Genomic DNA, 19,129 nt, shown 5'->3' with positions numbered 1-19,129 from the left:
GCTGTCAATGGGTTAACATTCAGCCAGCCGAGCTGCCTGAGACGATTGTACATAATCATGCAGTTTCCATGCAGAAAAAAAGCATAAAAAAGGCGCCGCGAACGGCGCCTGGGGCTGCGGCTAACAGCGGTTACGCCGTGATGGCGGCCACTTCGGTGGCGATAGCCGCCAGCGCGTCGTGGCGGGCAAAGTCGTCACGCACCAGCGCCGCACGCTGCCGATAGGCCGGCTGCCGCAAAATGCGGCTTGCCGCCGCCTGCAGCTGGGCGCGGTCCGGGTGGCTGGTGTGCAGGTTGATGCCGCAACCGGCCGCCACCACCCGCATCGCCGCCTCCGGCTTATCCTCGCCGGTGCCGGCGACAATCAGCGGCACGCCGTGGTCCAGCGCGTAGTTGATCGAGCCGTAGCCGCCGTTGGTGATCAACAGCGCCGCCTCCGGCAGCCAGCGTTCGAAAGAGATAAACTCCCGCACTCTGGCGTTGTCGGGCAGCGAGTCCATCAAGCCCTCGGTCGCCCGGCCGCCGGTGGTGGCCAACACCCTCACCGGCAACTGCGCCAGCGCGTTCAGCGCGGGAACGATCAGCTGATGCAGATCCACGTTGGCCAGGGTGCCCTGCGTGACGATCACCAGCGGCCGATCGTCGGCCGGCTCCCAGTCGATATCCTCAACCGCCGGCTGGCCACCGCCGCGCAGCGGACCGACCAGGCGCACCCCGGGCGGCAGATCGTCACGCGGGTACTCCAGCGCGCCGGTCGACAGCTGCAGGAAACGCTCGCAGCCGCCGATCAGCTCATCGGTGAACTGGCGGTGCAACGGTCGCCCCCCCGCCTGCGCCAGCGCGGCATTGAAGCCGTGCTGCACCTGGTCAATCAGCCGCTGGGTCGCTTCGTCCACCAGCTGCTCGCGGCGCAGGTCCTGCGGCAGCAGCGCCGGCGGAATACGCGGCCCGTAGAAGACAGAATCGCGCGATGAATACGACAGCGGCGTGACGCCGATGCCGAACACCGGCGGCCGCTCGCTCGACTGCAGCAGCGGCAGCACGCCGTAGAAGCAGTTCTCCACCATCAGCAGATCGGTCGCCTCGGCGGCGATCGCCGCGCGCAGCTGGCGGTCCAGCAGCGGGATCGGCGCGGCGAAGAAGTCTTTCAACGCCAGCGCCATTTGCGCATTGCCCGGCGGCAGCGCGGCGCGCTCGGGGAAGTGCCGCTCCAGGTGGCGGTAATCGAAATCCACCAGCGCGTCGAAGGGCACAAACTGCGCGCCCGCCGCCTCGGCGCGTTCGCGGAACAGCGCGCCGGTCATGACCCGCACCCGATGCCCTTGCGCAATCAGGTAGCGGGCGATGCTCAGCATCGGGTAAACGTGCCCGGGGGTGGCGACCGCCGCCATCAGTATCCTTGCCATAAGCGTCCTTTAAGCCTCTGCGTTGGCCGGCTTCAGCGCCGGATTGGCGCACACCGGGTTGCTCTGAATATGCACGCGCTGCAGGTGGCGGGCGGAGCGGGCGGTGAAGCCCTCGCGGCCGTGCAGCAGCGAGAAGTTGTCCGCCACCACCACGTCGCCCTGCCGCCATTGATGGGCGTAGTAATGACGCGGATCGTACAGATGTTGCTGCAGGGTATGATGGAACTCCTCCTGCTGCTCCGCCGGCACGCCGTGGTATTCCAGCGCATGCTGATTGAGGAACTTTTTGCCCTCCGTCGGCGGTTCATTGTAGCGCATGATCCGCCCCCTGCCGTTCGGGTGCTCCACCACCAGCGGTGAATGCACCTCGCCGCCGTAGTGCACCACCTGCTTGATGCGGTAGGTGATCGACACCGCCCGCCACAGGGCCAGCAGCGCCTCGTCCGCATTGGCCAGCAGCCGGGTGGTGTCGACGAAGGTGGTGCGCCCGCCTTCGTCCTGCGACGGCGCCGCCACGCAGTGGAACAGCTGAAATTCCGGAACGGTCGGCTTGTACATGCCGTCCCAGTGCAGCGGCACGTAGCTGCTGTCGAAGATATGGTCTTTGGCGTCCGGATGCTCCTTCACGTCCAGCACCGCGCCGAACGGCCACATCATGATTTCGCCCCACAGATCGGCGTAGCGGGTCAATACCTGCGGATCGTCAAACCCCGAACTGAAGCCGCGCAGCACCAGCAGATGGTGCTGTTGCGCCAGCGCGCGCAGCGCCGCCACCGGCAGGGAGGCTATCTGCTGCCCGGGGTGTTGCGGGGTCAGTATGGCGCCAAACGGGGCGTTCAGCTGGATATGGCAATTGAGCGGTGGGTGGTTCATGGTGGTTCTCCTTGCATCGAATGGGCTGCTCACAGGGCAACGGTGCCGTTAAAAACGCGCCCGCCAGGGTTGCGGGAGCAAATCAGGCCGTTTACGGCTGTTCGATCCGGTAATGGCTGGGTTCGCCGCGAATTTCCACCAGTTCGCCGGCCAGCTGCTGCGCGTCTTTGCGCTTCATCAGCACAAACTGGCCGTTGACATTGGCCGCCACGCCGTGCCACGGCGTCAGCCAGTCGTCTTTGGTCGGCATCATGTGGATGCCCATTTTCAGGCTATCGGCGGGCTGCGGGTGGATCGACAGCCGGATCGCCGCCGGGAAATGCTGCGCCAGCAGATTGCCCCAGGCCCAGCTGCGCTGGATCACGCCGCAGGCTCGCCGCTTGGCGTCTTTCTGCAGAGCGGCGTTGGAGCCGCTGTAGCCCGGCAGTTGGCTGTCTTCGTACAGGAAGCGGGTGATGGCGCGGTACAGCATCAGTCCCTGCTCATCCTGCATCAGCCGCTGTTTGATCGTCTCCTCCGGCTCGGCATAGCCGCTCACCAGCAGCTGGCGCAACAGATCGCAGTCATCGGTATGCTCCGCCAGCCCTTCGACGTCCCCCAGGTTGAACAGGCTCAGATGCGTGGCCCCCACCTCGTGCAGCAGGTTTTCTATCGCGCGTTGATAACGGTTGATGGCGTCGTCGCCGACGCGGATCAGATCGCCGAACACATGGCCGTCGGAACAGATCACAATGTGCGCGCCCGGCGGGTAATAAAGCTGAATGCGCTGGCAGAGAGAGTTGAGGAAGATCAACGACAGCCGCTCCGCCATGTCCGGCATCGCGCCGATCACTTTATGGGTGTTGGGCGATTTGGTTGGAAACGCCGGCAGCACAAATTCAATGCGCCGGTCATTCTCAATAAATGCCCGAATACGCGGTAATTGCACCTGGGTGACCTGCCGTTCCTGTTCGGCAATCGGCGTTTCATCGCCGGGAAAACGCCGACGGTATTGCAATAACTCATGCAGGATTTTTGACGCTATTTTATCTATAGGGGTGCTGTCCACAATTAGCTCCTGTTGCGATGCGGCGCGGCTGCATTATGAATAAACGCAATGAGACTTTTCAAAAAGAAGAAATCCGGCGAATAAAAATAATGGCTAACCCGCGGTTTATATGCTTCAGGCAATATAGAAGAGATGGTGCTATATTATTAGCCCATATAATTTACAATCTTGGTTAAGTTGTGCTTAACAAACTATGAGTAATATTCTAAAACGCATGGCCATTTTCTCAAAAGTTGTCGATTGCGGCGCGTTCAGCATGGCGGCAAAAGAATTGGGCATTACCACTTCCGCCGTCAGCCAGCATATCCGCCAGCTGGAGAATCACCTGGGCATTCAATTGTTGTTGCGCTCCACGCGCTCGCTGAGCCTGACCGAGGCCGGACTGTGCTTTTATGAAGACTGTCTGCTGATGATCCACGCCGCCGAACGCGGCCAGCAGCGCATTGCCGCACTGCGCGGTGAACTGGTGGGCGAGCTGCGCGTAGCGACCTCTACCGAGTTCGCCACCCATTACCTGGTGCCGGCGCTGCAAAGCTTCCTCGATGAACACCCGCGCCTCACGCTGCGGCTGGAGATCCACGATGAAAAGATCGACCTGATTGGCCAACGCATCGATCTGGCGATCCGCGGCGGGGTGCTGGCCGATTCCAGCTACGTCTCCACCCGCCTGGCGCGCTTTCGCGAAGTGCTGTGCGCCTCGCCGGCCTATCTGAACAGCCATGGCGTGCCGGATCAGCCGCAGGCGTTGCTGCGCCATCAGTGGGTCACCTTCACCCCGTTGGGCAATCCGCAGTTTGTGCGCCTGCTCCATCAGGACGGCGGTGAACACCGGCTGCGCCTGACCGGCCGCCTGTTTACCAATAACGGCATGGCGATGAAAGAATTGGCCCTGGCCGGCAAAGGCATCATTCGTAATTTCTTCGCCAACGTCGAGCGTGAATTGCGCAATGGCGAGTTGATCGAGGTGTTGCCCGACTGGCGATTGCCGGAAATTAATTGCTACGCGATTATGCCGCGTCGTGAGATCCAGCCATTAAAGGTTCGGCGCCTGTTGGAACACATGAAGGTTTATTTACAAGAAAAAGGATTGAGCGCTTTAGACCATCCCTACGCCAAATAAAATAAGAAACATCTGCAACATCAGGTTTTTGTAATTATTGTTTTTAACGTGCCAACGCCAGCATTTATTTAGATCGCAGACTAATGATATTTATATTAATGACTTTATCTTCGCTCATATAATTAATTTTCCGATTTTAATTCAAATACTCAGAATAAATTTAACTTAAATTAGCAGAAAATTTGAATATCATAATGAATAGGGTTTTTCTCCCGCCTGCCTGCCGCCAAACGTAAAACGGGGAGCCAAGGCTCCCCGTTGCAACAGCGGGTTGATCCGCTCACTCGACCTGCCTGATATCCACACGCAGCTCTTTCGGCACTTCAAACACGATGTTCTCTTCACGGCCGCTGATTTCATGCACGTCTACGCCGCCCAGCGCCTTCAGGCGGCTGATGACGTCCTGCACCAGCACGTCGGGCGCCGACGCCCCGGCGGTAACGCCGATGTTGCGCGCGTTGCTCAGCCAGGCTTCCTGAATGTCCGCCGCGGAGTCGATCAGATAAGCCGGCTTGCCGACACGCTGGGCCAGTTCCGCCAGGCGATTGGAATTCGACGAGTTCTTCGAACCGACCACCAGCACCACATCCGCATCGCCGGCCAGGTTGCGCACCGCTTCCTGACGGTTGGTGGTGGCGTAACAGATGTCGTCCTTGCGCGGCCCGATAATGCTCGGGAAACGCTGACGCAGGGCGTCGATCACGTCGGAAGTGTCATCCACCGACAGCGTGGTTTGGGTCATAAAGCACAGGTTGCTTTCGTCCTTCACCTGCAGCTGCCAGACGTCTTCCGGCGACTCAACCAGGTACATGCCGCCCTTCGGGTTGCTGTACTGGCCCATGGTGCCTTCCACTTCCGGATGGCCGGCATGGCCGATCAGGATGGCTTCTGTGCCGCGCCGGCTGGCGCGCGCCACTTCCATATGCACCTTGGTCACCAGCGGACAGGTGGCGTCGAACAGCATGGTCAGATCGCGCGCCTTGGCTTCGGCGCGCACCGCCTGCGACACCCCGTGCGCCGAGAAGATCAGAATCGACCCGTCCGGCACTTCGGCGATCTCTTCGATAAATACCGCGCCGCGCTCGCGCAGGCTGTCGACCACGTAGCGGTTGTGCACCACCTCATGCCGCACGTAGATAGGCGCGCCGTAAATCTCCAGCGCGCGCTCGACGATACTGATCGCACGATCAACCCCGGCGCAGAAGCCGCGCGGGTTAGCCAGCAATATTTGCATGCGTCTCCTCCTGCTGCGGATCGATCTCCAGCACTTCGATATCGAAGGTGACCGGATGGCCCGCCAGCGGATGGTTGAAATCAACGGTAATCGACTCTTCCGCCACTTCACGCACCACGCCCGGCATTTCGCTGCCGTCGATGGCGGTAAACAGCATGATGGTGCCGACGTCCGGCACGCCGGTTTCGGCGAAGTCGCGGCGCGAAAAGAACTGGATCAGATCCGGGTTCTCCGCGCCGAACGCCGCTTCCGGCTGCAGCGTAAAGGCGCATTTGTCGCCGGCGCGCAGGCCGAGCAGCTGCGCTTCCAGCGGCGCCGACAGGCTGCCGTCGCCCAGCCGGAACAGCGCCGGCTTGCCGCTGCTGCGGGTGGATTCGGCGGTCGAACCGTCTTCCAGTTTCAGCGTAAAGTGAACCAGCACTGCGCTGTCACCGATAACCTGAGCCGTCATATTACTCACCTTTACTCTTTGCGCCTTTGTTCGCCGGCGACAGGAAACCTTCCAACACGATCATCGCCGCCCCGACGCAGATAAAGCTGTCCGCCAGGTTGAAGGTCGGGTAATGCCAGTTGCCGACGTAGAAGTCGATAAAGTCGACCACGAAGCCATGCCACAGACGATCGAACAGATTGCCGAGCGCGCCGCCGATGATGAAAGCATAGGCGATGTTGTTCAGCTTCTGTTGCGCGCTGCTGCGGTACATCATCACCAGCAGCACCGCCACGATGGCGACGGCGATGCCGGCGAAGAACCAGCGCTGCCAGCCGCCGTGATCGGCCAGGAAGCTGAACGCCGCGCCGTAGTTGCGCGCATAAAACAGGTTGAACGACGGGATCAATGGCTGGGACTGGCCCAGCACAAAGTTACCGAGGATCCACTGCTTGCTGGCGAAATCCAGCACCAGCACCACCAGCACCAGCCACAGCCAGCGCAGGCCGGTCGAACAGATTGGTTTACTCATCAGGCAAACTTACGCTTTTCGCCGTCGCCGGCTACGTTGGTCACACAGCGGCCGCAGAGGTCTGCGTGTTCCGCCACCAGGCCGATATCGGTGGTGTAATGCCAGCAGCGCGGGCACTTCTCACCTTCAGCGGTGCCGAAGGCGATTTTCAGGCCTTTCAGCGATTCCGCGGTCTGTGCGTCCGCCGGCGCTTCGGCCAAAGGCGCGACGCGCGCCGCGGAAGTCAGCAGCACGAAGCGCAGCTCGTCCTGCAGGCTGTTCAGACGCGCAGCCAGCTCGCCGTCGGCGTACAGCGTTACCGCCGCTTCCAGCGAACCGCCGAGGCGTTTGTCGGCGCGCGCCTGCTCCAGCACCTTGTTCACTTCGCCGCGCACTTTCAGCAGCTCGGCCCAGTAGGCGTCGTTCATGCTTTCGCCTTCCGCCAGCCCGAACAGGCCGTCGTACCACTCTTCGGTGAACACGTACTGCGCGCGTTTGCCCGGCAGGAAGCCCCAGATTTCATCGGCGGTGAACGACATGATCGGCGCCATCCAGCGCACCAGCGCTTCCGCGATGTGGTACAGCGCGGTCTGGCAGCTGCGGCGCGCGACGCTGTCGCTCTTCGCGGTGTACTGGCGATCCTTGATGATATCCAGGTAGAAGGAACCCATCTCGACCGAGCAGAACTGCATCAGGCGCTGCACCACTTCGTGGAAGTCGTAGCTGGCGTAAGCCTGCTCGATATCCCGCTGCGCCGCCAGCGCGCGGCCGACCGCCCAGCGATCCAACACCACCATGTCTTCCGGCGCCACGCAGTCGGTGCCTGGCTCAAACCCGTTCAGGTTGGCCAGCAGGAAACGCGCGGTGTTGCGGATACGGCGGTAAGAATCTGCGGAGCGCTTGAGGATCTCGTCGGACACCGCGATTTCGCCGGTGTAATCGGTCGACGCCACCCACAGGCGCAGAATGTCGCCGCCCAGCTTGTTCATCACGTCCTGCGGACTGATGGTGTTGCCGATCGACTTCGACATCTTGCGGCCCTGGCCGTCGACGGTGAAGCCGTGGGTCAGCACTTCCTTGTAAGGCGCCTTGCCCTTCATGGCAGTGGAGATCATCAGCGATGACATGAACCAGCCGCGGTGTTGGTCGGAGCCTTCCAGATACATGTCGGCGCCATGACCGTTGAACTCGGGGCGCACGTCGACCACCGAGGCGTGGGTCGAACCGGAGTCGAACCACACGTCGAGGGTGTCGGGCACTTTCACGTAGTCGGCGGCGTCCGCGCCGAGGATATCGGCGGCGTCCAGATCCCACCAGGCCTGAATGCCTTCCTGCTCAACGCGCTTGGCCACTTCTTCCATCAGCTCGACGCTGCGCGGGTGCAGCTGCTCGGTGTCTTTGTGCACGAACAGCGACATCGGCACGCCCCAGGTGCGCTGACGCGAGATGCACCAGTCCGGGCGGTTGGCCACCATCATTTCGATGCGCGCCTGGCCCCAGTCCGGGATCCACTGCACGCCCTTGATCTCTTCCAGCGACTGTTGACGCAGGCCCTTTTGGTCCATGCTGATGAACCATTGCGGCGTGGCGCGGAAGATGATCGGCGTCTTGTGGCGCCAGCAGCATGGGTAGCTGTGCACCATTTTTTCCACGTGCAGCAGCGCGCCTTGCTCGCGCAGCAGCTCCACGATCGAGTCATTGGCCTTGAACACGAACTTGCCGTCCAGCAGCGGATGCGTGCCGGTCAGGTAGCAGCCGTTCGGCCCCACCGGATTGGCGATCTCCAGACCGTATTTCTGGCTGATCACGAAGTCGTCCGGGCCGTGGCCGCCGGCGGTATGCACCGCACCGGTGCCGGCATCCAGCGTCACGTGCTCGCCCATGATGGCCGGCACGTCGAAATCCATGAACGGGTGCCGGAAGCGCAGCAGCTCCAGATCCGCGCCCTTGCAGCTGCCCAGCACCGTCCATTCGGTGATGCCGGCGCGTTTCATCACGCTCTCCACCAGCTCGGCCGCCAGGATCAGGCATTGGCCGTCCACCTGCACCAGCTGATAGCTGAATTCCGGATGCAGCGAGATGGCGCGGTTGGCCGGCAGGGTCCACGGGGTGGTGGTCCAGATCACCAGCGAGATGGCGCCGCTGAAGTGGCTCACGCCAAACTTGGCCGCCACCGCGGCCGCGTCGGCCGCATGGAAGGTGACGTCGATCGACGGCGACGTTTTGTCGTAGTACTCGACTTCCGCTTCGGCCAGCGAAGAGCCGCAGTCGGTACACCAGTGCACCGGCTTGGCGCCTTTCAGCAGGTGGCCGTTGCTGATGATCTTGCCCAGCGCGCGGATGATGTTGGCTTCGGTTTTGAAGTCCATGGTCAGGTACGGGCGATCCCAGTCGCCCAGCACGCCCAGGCGGATGAAGTCTTTCTTCTGGCCTTCAACCTGCTCGGCGGCGTATTCGCGGCATTTCTGGCGGAATTCGGCCGCGCTCAGCTTCTCGCCCGGCTTGCCGTACAGCTGCTCAACCTTCAGTTCGATCGGCAGACCGTGGCAGTCCCAGCCCGGAACGTAAGGCGAGTCGAAGCCGGCCATCCCTTTCGACTTGATGATAACGTCTTTGAGAATCTTGTTAACCGAGTGACCGATGTGGATGCTGCCGTTCGCATACGGAGGGCCGTCATGCAGAATGAAGGATTTTTTGCCCTTTTTGGCAGTACGAATCATCCCGTACAGATCCTGTTCATACCAACGTTGCAGCATGCCAGGTTCGCGCTTGGCCAGATCGCCGCGCATCGGGAACCCTGTTTCCGGCAAGTTCAGGGTATTCTTGTAGTCACTCATGAGATTCTCGTTTCCGTTTTCGGCTATTTACCCGTCGCACGGCTCAGCGTGCTCGGGGTAAACGATTAAACCAGTGTTTTTAACCCGAAGAACTTCCGGGCCGTCACCACATCATTGGCGATTTGCTGCTTCAGGGCATCGAGCGAAGCAAAACGCTGTTCATTGCGCAATTTCGCGCGGAGCACCACGTCAATATGGCGCCCGTAAAGATCCATCGTGACATCCAGCAGATGCACTTCCAGCTGCTGGCGCACGCCGGCAACGGTCGGGCGCGTGCCGATATTGGCCACGCCCGGGAGCGGATCGGCCCCCAGGCCGTACACCTCCACCGCATACACCCCCTTCACCGGCGCAACCAGGCGCTTCAGCGGCAGGTTGGCGGTAGGAAAGCCGATGGTGCGGCCCAGTTCGTCGCCGTGCACGACCCGGCCAGAGATGCTGTACGGATGGCCCAGCAGATTTTCCGCCAGCGGCAGATCGTCGTCGCGCAGCGCATTGCGGATCGCGGTGCTGCTGATGCGCCGATCGCCTTCGCGGAAGGTCGGCGTGCTGACCACCTCGAAGCCGTACTCTTTTCCGGCCTGCTGCAATAGCGGAAAATCGCCCTGGCGGCCTGCGCCAAAGCGAAAATCATCCCCGACCATCAGGAATTTCACGCCGAGTTTTTCCACCAGCAGCTCGGCGACGAACGCCTGTGCGGTGTTGGCGGCGAAACGCGGATCAAACTTGACGCACAGCAGGTAGTCTACCCCCGCCTGCGCCAGGTATTTGGCCTTGTCACGCAAGCGCGTGAGACGGGCCGGCGCCTTGTCCGCTGCGAACATTTCCAGCGGTTGCGGCTCAAAGATCATGACCATCACCGGCAGCCCGAGGCGTTGCCCCTCTTGCTTCAGCTGCTCCAGCAACGCCTGATGACCGCGGTGTACGCCGTCAAAGTTGCCGATGGTGAGCACGCAACCATGGTGGCGCGCCCGGATATTATGGATGCCGCGAATTAGCTGCATAGCTGGCTCAAAACAGTGGAAATCGGCGGATTATACCTTGTACAGCCGGTAAGGTTAACCCGCGATTGGTGCCTTTATGTAATAGACATACCATACCGGAGATAATCTGCGGGTGAAACGGCTTCGCCGCAGTTTATCCCGCGTCCCGCCGCCGATAATCGACCGCCGCCAACGGCTTGCGCTCATCGCGGCAAATCATTGGTGAATTTTCTCGCGAAACACTGTATTCCCATGACCGAAGCTGGTAAAATCCTGCGCCATCACAACGTAGCAAGTGCCGCCCGTACAAACGGCGCTTATTTGCACAAATCCATTGACAAACGAAGGCTAAAAGGGCATATTCCTCGGCCTTTGAATTGTCCTCAATAGAATATATTTGGGAGTTGGACCTTGGCTAATATCAAATCAGCTAAGAAACGCGCCGTACAGTCTGAGAAACGCCGCAAGCATAACGCTAGCCGTCGCTCAATGGTGCGTACCTTCATCAAGAAGGTAGACACAGCTATCGCAGCTGGCGACAAAGAAGCAGCACAAACCGCATTCCTGGTAATGCAACCACTTGTGGACCGTCAGGCAGCTAAAGGTCTGATCCACAAAAACAAAGCAGCGCGTCATAAGTCAAACCTGACTGCACGCATCAACGCAATGCAATAAGCATTTCGTTATCTGCTTGGTAAAAAAACCGGCCTAGGCCGGTTTTTTTATATCCTGCGTTTGCCGCCAGGCTAGCAGGAAAACAGCGCCGAAAAGTCCTTGTTGCACACCCGCTGCACCGCCGGATGCTGGATCATGCGCTCGGCAAAGATGATGTAGTACTCTTCCTGCACGCTATCAATCCGCCCGATCTCCACCACGTTGTCATCGTTATAGGTATCCTGCGCATACAGCGTCGGCGCCACGAAGATCGCATTGTGGTACATGCCGAAGGCCTTCATCAGCGCCGCATCGTCGAACTCGCCCAGGATCTCCACCTGGATGCCCTGGGTGTTGAACCAGTTGAGCAGCTTGCGCCCCAGCATCGAGCGGCGGCCGGGGATCAGCAGCTTGCGCTGCTCTAGGCAGGCGGGGAACGGCAAATCCGGCGCCGGCTGGCGACAGAAGAAGCTGATGCCGCACTCCCCCAGCTTCAACGAGAACAGCCCCTCTTGCTGGCTGGAATCCACCGGGCAATCCGACAGGATCATATCCAGCTTATGCTGGCTGAGCTGCTCCAGCAGCATCTCGTGGGTCGATTCGAAGCAGCGCAGGTGAATTTGCTCGTTGTCCACCACCACCGCGGTTTCCAGCACCTGGCTGACCAGCCGTTTGGACAACGCATCCGCCACCCCGACGTCGAACAGCAGGTTGGACTCCTTGCGATAATTGACGATATCCAACATTTCCTGGCTGAGCATGAACATTTTATCGGCGTAACGGAAAACCAGCTGCCCCAGCTCTGACGGCACCAGCCCGCGCCCCTGCCGTTTGAACAGCTTGCCGTCCAAACGCTCCTCCAGCGCCTTGATCTGGCCGGTGATGGTCTGCGGCGTCAGGAACAGCGCTTCGGCGGCGCCCACCACCGAGCCTTCCTTGCAAACCTGCCAGAAGTAGTAAAGGTGATTAAAGTTGATATGCGACATCCTCACGAGCGGCTCTCCTTAACGTTTCGCATCGACAGACGTTCTGCCGTGACGAGCGACAAACTTCCTTTCCCTGTTTCAGACAACGTGCAGCCCCATTAGTCCCCACACGGAACGGCCGGCGCTGCACATATTTTACACTGCACAGCTCCGACCAGCCATTGTATTGTTTTTTCCTTCGTCGGGGATAGCCCGAAAAGCGTTATCTGACCCGCGGCAACGACATGCGCAGCAAGCCATAGCCGACCACCGCCGCCGCGGTGGAGCCCAGCAGGATCCCCAGACGGGAATAGGTGCCGAGCGCGGCATCCGCATCGCCGAACGCCAGCGAAGCGATGAAAATCGACATGGTGAAACCAATACCACAGAGCACGGAAACGGCAAACACCTGTTTGAAGCCGATGCCTTCCGGCAGCCGGGCAATGCCTATCTTCACCGCCAGCAGGCTGAAGATGAAGATGCCCAGCGGCTTGCCGATAAACAAACCGGCCGCGATGCCCATCGGCAACAGCGAGGTCAGCCCGTCCAGCGACACGCCCTGCAGGGAAACGCCGGCGTTGGCGAAGGCGAACAGCGGCAGGATCATGAACGCCACCCAGGGGTGCAGCTCATGCTCCAGCGTCTCGGACGGCGAAGGGCCTTTCTTCACCTTCAGCGGGATCATAAAGCCGACGATCACCCCGGCCAGCGTCGCGTGCACCCCGGATTTGAGGATCGCCACCCACAGCACCAGCCCGACCATCATATACAGCGAGGTTTTGCCCACCCCGCGCCAGTTCATCAGCCCCAGCAGCGCAATGGCCGCCGCCGCCACGCCCAGCGCCGCCAGCGACACCTCATGGGTATAGAACAGCGCGATAATCACAATCACGCCCAGGTCGTCGATAATCGCCAGCGCCAGCAGAAACACTTTCAGGCTGGTCGGCACCCGGTTGCCCAGCAGCGCCATCACGCCCAGCGCAAAGGCGATGTCGGTTGCGGCCGGGATCGCCCAGCCCTGGCGGGTAACCTCGTCCGCGCCGTTGAACAGCAGGTAGATCAACGCCGGCGCCAGCATGCCGCCCAGCGCGGCGATCGCCGGGAATACCGCCTTGTCGCGCCCGGCCAGCGAGCCCTGCATCAGCTCACGCTTGACCTCCAGCCCCACCACCAGGAAGAAGACTGCCATCAGGCCATCGTTGATCCACAGCAGCATCGGCTTGGCGATTTCCAGCGAGGAGATTTTCACCATCACCGGCAGGTTCAGGAAGGCGTGGTAAATTCCCTGCACCGGCGTATTGGCCATGATCAGGGCGACGATCGCCGCCAGGATCAGAATGACGCCGCCGGCGGCTTCCTGACGTAAAAATTGACGAATAATGTTGGTCACAATACGTCTCTCCAGATTTGAACGGGGGTTTCTCGGCCCCCGCATGCAAAACAATGGATTGAGTATAGACGGCGTTTCACTTCGATAAAATACGTTTATAAATGCTAAATTACTCGTCAAAACCGATCTGTTTGCTGTATAAGTCACATTATCGCCTTGGCGAAAATCCTGACCGCAACCCAATAAAAACCCCGGGTCAAAAGCCCGGGGTTGCCAGAGTGCGCCAACAGAAACAGCAGCTTAGCGCGTCAGGTCGTCAAAGAATTTTTTCACCCCGTCGAAGAAGCTCTTCGAGCGCGGGCTGTTCTTGTCACCGGACGGGCCGCCGAGGCTTTCTTCCAGCTCTTTCAACAACTGCTTCTGCTTGTCGTTCAGATTAACCGGGGTTTCCACCACCACGCGGCACAGCAAGTCGCCCTGGCTGCCGCCGCGCACCGATTTAACGCCCTTGCCGCGCATGCGGAACAGCTTGCCGGTCTGGGTTTCCGCAGGCACTTTCAGCTTCACCCGGCCGTCCAGCGTCGGCACTTCAATCTCGCCGCCCAACGCCGCCATGGCGAAGTTGATCGGCACTTCGCAGTACAGGTTGTTGCCTTCACGCTCGAAGATCGGGTGAGCCTTCACCTGGACCTGTACGTACAGATCGCCAGCCGGCGCGCCGTGCTCGCCCGCTTCGCCCTCACCCGCCAGGCGGATGCGGTCGCCGGTATCCACGCCGGCCGGGATTTTCACCGACAGCGTTTTGGCTTTTTCTACCCGGCCGTGGCCGTGGCATTTGTTGCACGGGTCTTTGATTATCTGGCCGCGACCGTGACAGTGCGGACAAGCCTGCTGTACGGTAAAGAAGCCCTGGCGCATCTGCACCTGGCCCTGACCGTGGCAGGTCGGACAGGTCACCGGCGAACTGCCGGGCTTGGCGCCGCTGCCGTGGCAGACGTCGCACTCTTCCAGCGTCGGGATGCGGATCTCTTTGGTGACGCCACGCACCGCTTCCTCGAGGGACAGCTCCATGTTATAGCGCAGATCGGAACCGCGGCTGGCGCGCTGACGGCGACCCCCGCCGAAGATGTCGCCAAACACGTCGCCAAAGATATCGCTGAAGTCAGCGCCGCCGCCGCCGAAGCCGCCGCCGCCCATGCCGCCTTGCTCAAAGGCCGCGTGCCCGTATTGATCGTAGGCCGCGCGCTTCTGATCGTCGGTCAGGACTTCATACGCTTCCTTGATCTCTTTAAATTGACTCTCGGCGTCTTTTTCCTGGTTACGGTCAGGATGGTATTTCATCGCCAGGCGTTTATACGCCTTTTTTATCTCGCGTTCATCCGCCGTTTTGCTGACGCCGAGAATCTCGTAATAGTCTTTCTTGGCCATTCTTTTGCTTACCCTTAACATGCGTGCACGGGCGTAGAGTTGCCTCGACGCCCGTGCTGGTTTCCGGTGGCGGCCTCGCGGCCGCCCCGTGCCCGCTTAAGGGCGATTATTTTTTGTCTTTAACTTCTTCGAACTCGGCGTCAACCACGTCGTCGTCTTTCTGCGCCGCGTTGTCGGCACCGGCGTCAGCGCCTTGCTGAGCCTGCTGCGCCTGAGCCATTTCCAGCAGCTTGCCGGACACCTGCACCAGCGCCTGGGTCTTCGCTTCGATCTCGGCTTTATCTTCGCCTTTCACCGCGGTTTCCAGATCTTTCAGCGCCGCTTCGATAGCCGTTTTGTCTTCCGCCGGCAGTTTGTCGCCTGCTTCTTCCAGCTGCTTACGAGTGCCGTGGATCAGGTGATCCGCCTGGTTGCGGGTCTGCACCAGCTCTTCGAACTTGCGGTCAGACTCGGCGTTCAGCTCGGCGTCGCGCACCATTTTCTGGATTTCTTCTTCATTCAGGCCGGAAGACGCCTTGATGGTGATCTTCTGCTCGCGGCCGGTGTTCTTGTCTTTGGCGGACACGTGCAGGATGCCGTCGGCATCGATATCGAAGGTCACTTCGATCTGCGCCATGCCGCGCGGTGCAGCCTGGATGCCGTCCAGGTTGAACTGGCCCAGAGACTTGTTGTCGTTGGCGCGCTTGCGCTCACCCTGCAGCACGTGGATGGTTACCGCAGACTGGTTGTCTTCAGCGGTAGAGAACACCTGGCTGTGCTTGGTCGGGATGGTGGTGTTTTTGGTGATCAGCGGCGTCATCACGCTGCCCATGGTTTCGATACCCAGCGACAGCGGGGTAACGTCCAGCAGCAGAACGTCCTTCACATCACCGGCCAACACGCCGCCCTGCACCGCAGCGCCTACGGCAACCGCTTCGTCCGGGTTAACGTCTTTACGCGGTTCTTTGCCGAAGAAGTCAGCGACTTTCTTCTGTACCATTGGCATACGGGTCTGGCCGCCGACCAGGATCACGTCCTGAATGTCGGAAACCGACAGGCCTGCGTCTTTCAGCGCCACTTTCAGCGGCTCGATGGAGCGCGCAACCAGATCTTCAACCAGCGACTCGAGTTTCGCACGGGTCACTTTGATGTTCATGTGTTTTGGACCGGTCGCGTCTGCAGTGATGTACGGCAGGTTAACGTCGGTCTGCTGAGCGGAAGACAGTTCGATCTTCGCTTTCTCGGCGGCTTCTTTCAGACGCTGCATCGCCAGCGGATCGTTGCGCAGATCGATGCCTTGCTCTTTCTTGAACTCTTCCACCAGATAGTTGATCAGGCGGCTGTCGAAGTCTTCGCCACCCAGGTGGGTATCACCGTTGGTCGCCAGCACTTCGAAGGTTTTTTCGCCGTCAACGTCGTCGATTTCGATGATGGAGATATCGAAAGTACCGCCGCCCAGGTCATAAACCGCGATGGTGCGGTTGCCGACTTCTTTGTCCAGGCCGTAAGCCAGGGCCGCAGCGGTCGGTTCGTTGATGATGCGTTTTACTTCCAGACCTGCGATACGGCCGGCGTCTTTGGTCGCCTGACGCTGTGCGTCGTTGAAGTAAGCAGGTACGGTGATAACCGCTTCGGTTACCGGTTCGCCCAGGTAATCTTCAGCCGTTTTCTTCATTTTCTTCAGCACTTCGGCAGAGATCTGCGGCGGTGCCATTTTCTGGCCTTTCACTTCCAGCCAGGCGTCGCCGTTGTCGGCTTCGATAATTTTGTACGGCATGATGCCTTTATCGCGCTGCGCTTCTTCATCCTGGAAGCGACGGCCAATCAGGCGTTTGATCGCGAACAGCGTGTTCTGCGGGTTAGTCACAGCCTGACGCTTAGCCGGCTGGCCAACCAGAATCTCACCGTCTTGGGTATAGGCGATAATAGAAGGAGTGGTGCGGTCGCCCTCGGCGTTTTCCAGCACGCGTGCCTTGGCACCATCCATAATTGCTACGCAAGAGTTGGTAGTACCCAGGTCGATACCAATAATTTTGCCCATCTAAACGTCTCCACTAATAAATTCATAATCGGTCAGGTTGCTAACCTATATGCGGGCGATTTTTTGCTTTTCAACTGCCCGATATTTCAGTCTTACCCGCGGTTAGCAACTGCGGTTGCAAATAAGATGGGGCCATCCGACTCAGCATCAAGGGGCAAGGCGAAAAAAATTTCTTTTTTATCGTCATCCAGATCATTGTTTCCTGTTCCGGGGATCATTATGATGCCGCGCGCTCTGATGGAAATCCTGGACTTTTCGGCCATTCAGACCATTTATGATTTTAATTAGCTGTTTCCGTTAATTTTCTGTTATCGCAGAGGACTTATGCACACCAACAAGTTGGCGAATCCCGGCCCTCTCGGCCTGATGGGCTTCGGGATGACCACCGTCTTGCTGAACCTGCACAACGCGGGCTTTTTCCCACTGAACTCCGCCATCATCAGCATGGGGATCTTCTTCGGCGGGCTGGCCCAGATCATGGCCGGCCTGCTGGAATACCGGAAGGGCAACACCTTCGGCATGACCGCCTTCATCTCTTACGGCAGCTTCTGGCTGAGCCTGGTGGGCCTGCTGCTGCTGCCGCGCCTGGGGCTGGCCGACGCCACCGAAGCCCGCGTGCTGGGCATCTATCTGGCGCTGTGGGGCGTCTTCACCCTGTTCATGTTCTTCGGCACCCTGCGCGCCAATCGCGTGCTGCAGTTCGTGTTCGCCAGCCTGACGCTGCTGTTCGCCCTGTTGGCCGTCGGCAACATCACCGGCAATCACGCGCTGCTGAACTTCGCCGGCTATGAAGGCATTGTCTGCGGCGCCAGCGCCATTTATCTGGCGATGGCCGAGGTGCTCAACGAACAGCTGGGCCGCAAGGTGCTGCCGATCGGCGAAGTGAATGCCCCACCGAGCGTCGCCGTGCCGGCCATGGCGTAATCGCCTGTCGCCCAACATAAAACAGCCCTGCGTCGCAGGGCTTTTTTTTAGCCGCAGGAGCCGGCTGGCCGCTCCCTCGCCTCGCTGTTCAAATCGCGGTGCAGGTAGATGCCCAGCAGCAGCCCGATGACCGACAACGCCAGCACGTAGTAAGCGGGCGCTAACGGGGTTAATTTCATGATCAAGGTCACAAATATCGGGGTTAAACCGCCAAAAATAGCGTACGAAACGTTATATGAGAACGAAATGCCGGTAAATCGCACTTCCGCCGGAAACGCCCGCACCATCACGTACGGTACCGCCCCCACCACGCCCACGCTGAAGCCCACCAGCGCATAGCAGGCGAACAGCATTTCCGGGTGAACGCCCACCGTCCGATAGAACAGCCAGCTGCAGCCGGCCAACAGCAGGCTGCCGACCACCAGCGTTTTGCTGGCGCCGAAGCGATCGGCCGCCAGCCCGGCGGCGATGCAGCCGGCGATCAGCATGACGGTGGCGATGCTGTTGGCCTGCAGCGTCAGCGCCGGCGCTATGCCGAACTGTTTCTGCAGGTAGGTCGGGGTCATCAGGATCACCACCACGATGCCGGCGGACAGCAGCCAGGTCAGCAGCATCGACACCGCCACCTCTTTCTTGTGGTTGAGCACCACCGACTTCAGCGGCAGCTCTTCCGCCAAGGCTTTGCGCGCCTGCATTTCGATGAAGATCGGCGTCTCCTGCAGCCAACGGCGCAGGTACATCGCCACCAGCCCGAACATGCCGCCCAGCAGGAAAGGAATGCGCCAGCCGCCGTCGATGATGGTCTGCTGGCTGAGCGTGGTGTTGATCACCGTCGCCACCACCGAGCCGAGCAGGATGCCGACGGTCAGGCCGGCGGTCAGCGTGCCGCAGGCAAAGCCGATGCGGCGGCGCGGCACGTGCTCGGCGACGAACACCCAGGCGCCCGGCACCTCGCCGCCGATCGCCGCCCCCTGCAATACGCGCATCAGCAGCAGCAACAGCGGCGCGGCGATGCCGATGCTGGCGTAGGTCGGCAGCAGGCCCATCGCCAGCGTCGGCAACGCCATCAGCAGAATGCTCAGGGTAAACATCTTTTTGCGGCCGACCAGATCGCCGAAGTGCGCCATCACGATGCCGCCCAGCGGGCGGGCCAGATAGCCGGCGGCGAAGATGCCGAAGGTTTGCACCAGCCGCAGCCATTCCGGCATGTCCGCCGGGAAGAACAGCTCGCCGACCACGGCGGCGAAGAAGACGAAAATGATGAAGTCGTAGAACTCCAGCGCGCCGCCCAGCGCGGCCAGCGTCAACGTTTTATAGTCTTGCCGGTTTAACCGGCGATTATTGTCGTGAGGCATAGGGTACCGTCG

The 19,129-nt window shown here is 60.3% G+C and carries 16 protein-coding genes; 3 read left to right on the top strand and 13 right to left on the bottom strand.

What is annotated here, in order from left to right; translation table 11 throughout:
• Nucleotides 1-130 precede the first annotated feature (130 nt).
• The 3 genes from D7I37_RS10475 to pvcA form a co-directional block, all read right to left on the bottom strand.
• On the bottom strand, nucleotides 131-1,390 hold the full coding sequence (locus tag D7I37_RS10475; protein ID WP_061794918.1) for a glycosyltransferase: 1,260 nt from the start codon (nucleotides 1,388-1,390) through the stop codon (nucleotides 131-133).
• Nucleotides 1,391-1,414: 24 nt separating this feature from the next.
• Nucleotides 1,415-2,278: a TauD/TfdA family dioxygenase gene (locus tag D7I37_RS10470; RefSeq protein WP_061794917.1), complete on the bottom strand. Its 864-nt coding sequence runs from the start codon at nucleotides 2,276-2,278 to the stop codon at nucleotides 1,415-1,417.
• A 91-nt stretch (nucleotides 2,279-2,369) separates the two neighbouring features.
• Nucleotides 2,370-3,326: an L-tyrosine isonitrile synthase gene (gene pvcA / locus D7I37_RS10465; RefSeq protein ID WP_061794916.1), complete on the bottom strand. Its 957-nt coding sequence runs from the start codon at nucleotides 3,324-3,326 to the stop codon at nucleotides 2,370-2,372.
• 193 nt (nucleotides 3,327-3,519) lie between these two features.
• Here pvcA and D7I37_RS10460 point away from each other — a divergent pair, with 193 nt between their 5' ends.
• Nucleotides 3,520-4,446, top strand: a complete 927-nt coding sequence (locus tag D7I37_RS10460; RefSeq protein ID WP_061794915.1) for a LysR family transcriptional regulator — start codon at nucleotides 3,520-3,522, stop codon at nucleotides 4,444-4,446.
• A 280-nt stretch (nucleotides 4,447-4,726) separates the two neighbouring features.
• On the opposite strand, the gene ispH is transcribed toward D7I37_RS10460, so the two are convergent.
• From ispH to ribF, 5 genes are all read right to left on the bottom strand, one after another.
• The gene (gene ispH, locus D7I37_RS10455; protein ID WP_061794914.1) at nucleotides 4,727-5,680 is read right to left on the bottom strand and encodes a 4-hydroxy-3-methylbut-2-enyl diphosphate reductase; all 954 of its coding nucleotides are present in this window, start codon (nucleotides 5,678-5,680) and stop codon (nucleotides 4,727-4,729) included.
• Nucleotides 5,661-6,131 carry an FKBP-type peptidyl-prolyl cis-trans isomerase gene (gene fkpB / locus D7I37_RS10450; RefSeq protein WP_061794913.1) on the bottom strand — a complete coding sequence of 157 codons (471 nt, stop codon included), beginning with the start codon at nucleotides 6,129-6,131 and terminating at the stop codon, nucleotides 5,661-5,663. Before fkpB ends, ispH begins: the two co-directional genes overlap by 20 nt.
• A gap of 1 nt (nucleotide 6,132) precedes the next feature.
• Nucleotides 6,133-6,642, bottom strand: a complete 510-nt coding sequence (gene lspA, locus D7I37_RS10445; RefSeq protein WP_061794912.1) for a signal peptidase II — start codon at nucleotides 6,640-6,642, stop codon at nucleotides 6,133-6,135.
• On the bottom strand, nucleotides 6,642-9,458 hold the full coding sequence (ileS, locus tag D7I37_RS10440; protein ID WP_129543652.1) for an isoleucine--tRNA ligase: 2,817 nt from the start codon (nucleotides 9,456-9,458) through the stop codon (nucleotides 6,642-6,644). Before ileS ends, lspA begins: the two co-directional genes overlap by 1 nt.
• Nucleotides 9,459-9,523: 65 nt before the next feature.
• On the bottom strand, nucleotides 9,524-10,462 hold the full coding sequence (ribF, locus tag D7I37_RS10435; protein ID WP_061794910.1) for a bifunctional riboflavin kinase/FAD synthetase: 939 nt from the start codon (nucleotides 10,460-10,462) through the stop codon (nucleotides 9,524-9,526).
• 390 nt (nucleotides 10,463-10,852) lie between these two features.
• Here ribF and rpsT point away from each other — a divergent pair, with 390 nt between their 5' ends.
• On the top strand, nucleotides 10,853-11,116 hold the full coding sequence (gene rpsT / locus D7I37_RS10420) for a 30S ribosomal protein S20 (RefSeq protein WP_061794909.1): 264 nt from the start codon (nucleotides 10,853-10,855) through the stop codon (nucleotides 11,114-11,116).
• A 71-nt stretch (nucleotides 11,117-11,187) separates the two neighbouring features.
• Here the strand turns inward: rpsT and nhaR are convergent, their stop codons facing one another.
• The 4 genes from nhaR to dnaK form a co-directional block, all read right to left on the bottom strand.
• Entirely contained in the window at nucleotides 11,188-12,087 is a 900-nt protein-coding gene (nhaR, locus tag D7I37_RS10415; RefSeq protein WP_061794908.1) for a transcriptional activator NhaR, read from the bottom strand.
• A 196-nt stretch (nucleotides 12,088-12,283) separates the two neighbouring features.
• Entirely contained in the window at nucleotides 12,284-13,450 is a 1,167-nt protein-coding gene (gene nhaA, locus D7I37_RS10410) for a Na+/H+ antiporter NhaA (RefSeq protein ID WP_129543651.1), read from the bottom strand.
• A gap of 240 nt (nucleotides 13,451-13,690) precedes the next feature.
• The gene (gene dnaJ / locus D7I37_RS10405; protein ID WP_095095700.1) at nucleotides 13,691-14,818 is read right to left on the bottom strand and encodes a molecular chaperone DnaJ; all 1,128 of its coding nucleotides are present in this window, start codon (nucleotides 14,816-14,818) and stop codon (nucleotides 13,691-13,693) included.
• A gap of 106 nt (nucleotides 14,819-14,924) precedes the next feature.
• Nucleotides 14,925-16,838 carry a molecular chaperone DnaK gene (dnaK, locus tag D7I37_RS10400; RefSeq protein WP_061794905.1) on the bottom strand — a complete coding sequence of 638 codons (1,914 nt, stop codon included), beginning with the start codon at nucleotides 16,836-16,838 and terminating at the stop codon, nucleotides 14,925-14,927.
• 324 nt (nucleotides 16,839-17,162) lie between these two features.
• On the opposite strand from dnaK, the gene satP reads away from it, so the two are divergent.
• Complete coding sequence (gene satP, locus D7I37_RS10395; RefSeq protein ID WP_061794904.1) at nucleotides 17,163-17,762, top strand: acetate uptake transporter; 600 nt, start codon at nucleotides 17,163-17,165, stop codon at nucleotides 17,760-17,762.
• Nucleotides 17,763-17,809: 47 nt separating this feature from the next.
• Here the strand turns inward: satP and D7I37_RS10390 are convergent, their stop codons facing one another.
• A complete protein-coding gene (locus D7I37_RS10390; RefSeq protein WP_061794903.1) occupies nucleotides 17,810-19,117 on the bottom strand; it encodes an MFS transporter in 1,308 nt (435 codons plus the stop codon).
• Nucleotides 19,118-19,129 lie beyond the last annotated feature (12 nt).

Origin of the sequence: Serratia sp. 1D1416 (genome assembly GCF_003641105.1) — a bacterium.
Lineage (GTDB): Bacteria > Pseudomonadota > Gammaproteobacteria > Enterobacterales > Enterobacteriaceae > Serratia > Serratia ficaria.
The sequence above is the reverse complement of the archived record's forward strand: the minus strand, read 5'-3'. Positions and strand labels throughout refer to the sequence as shown.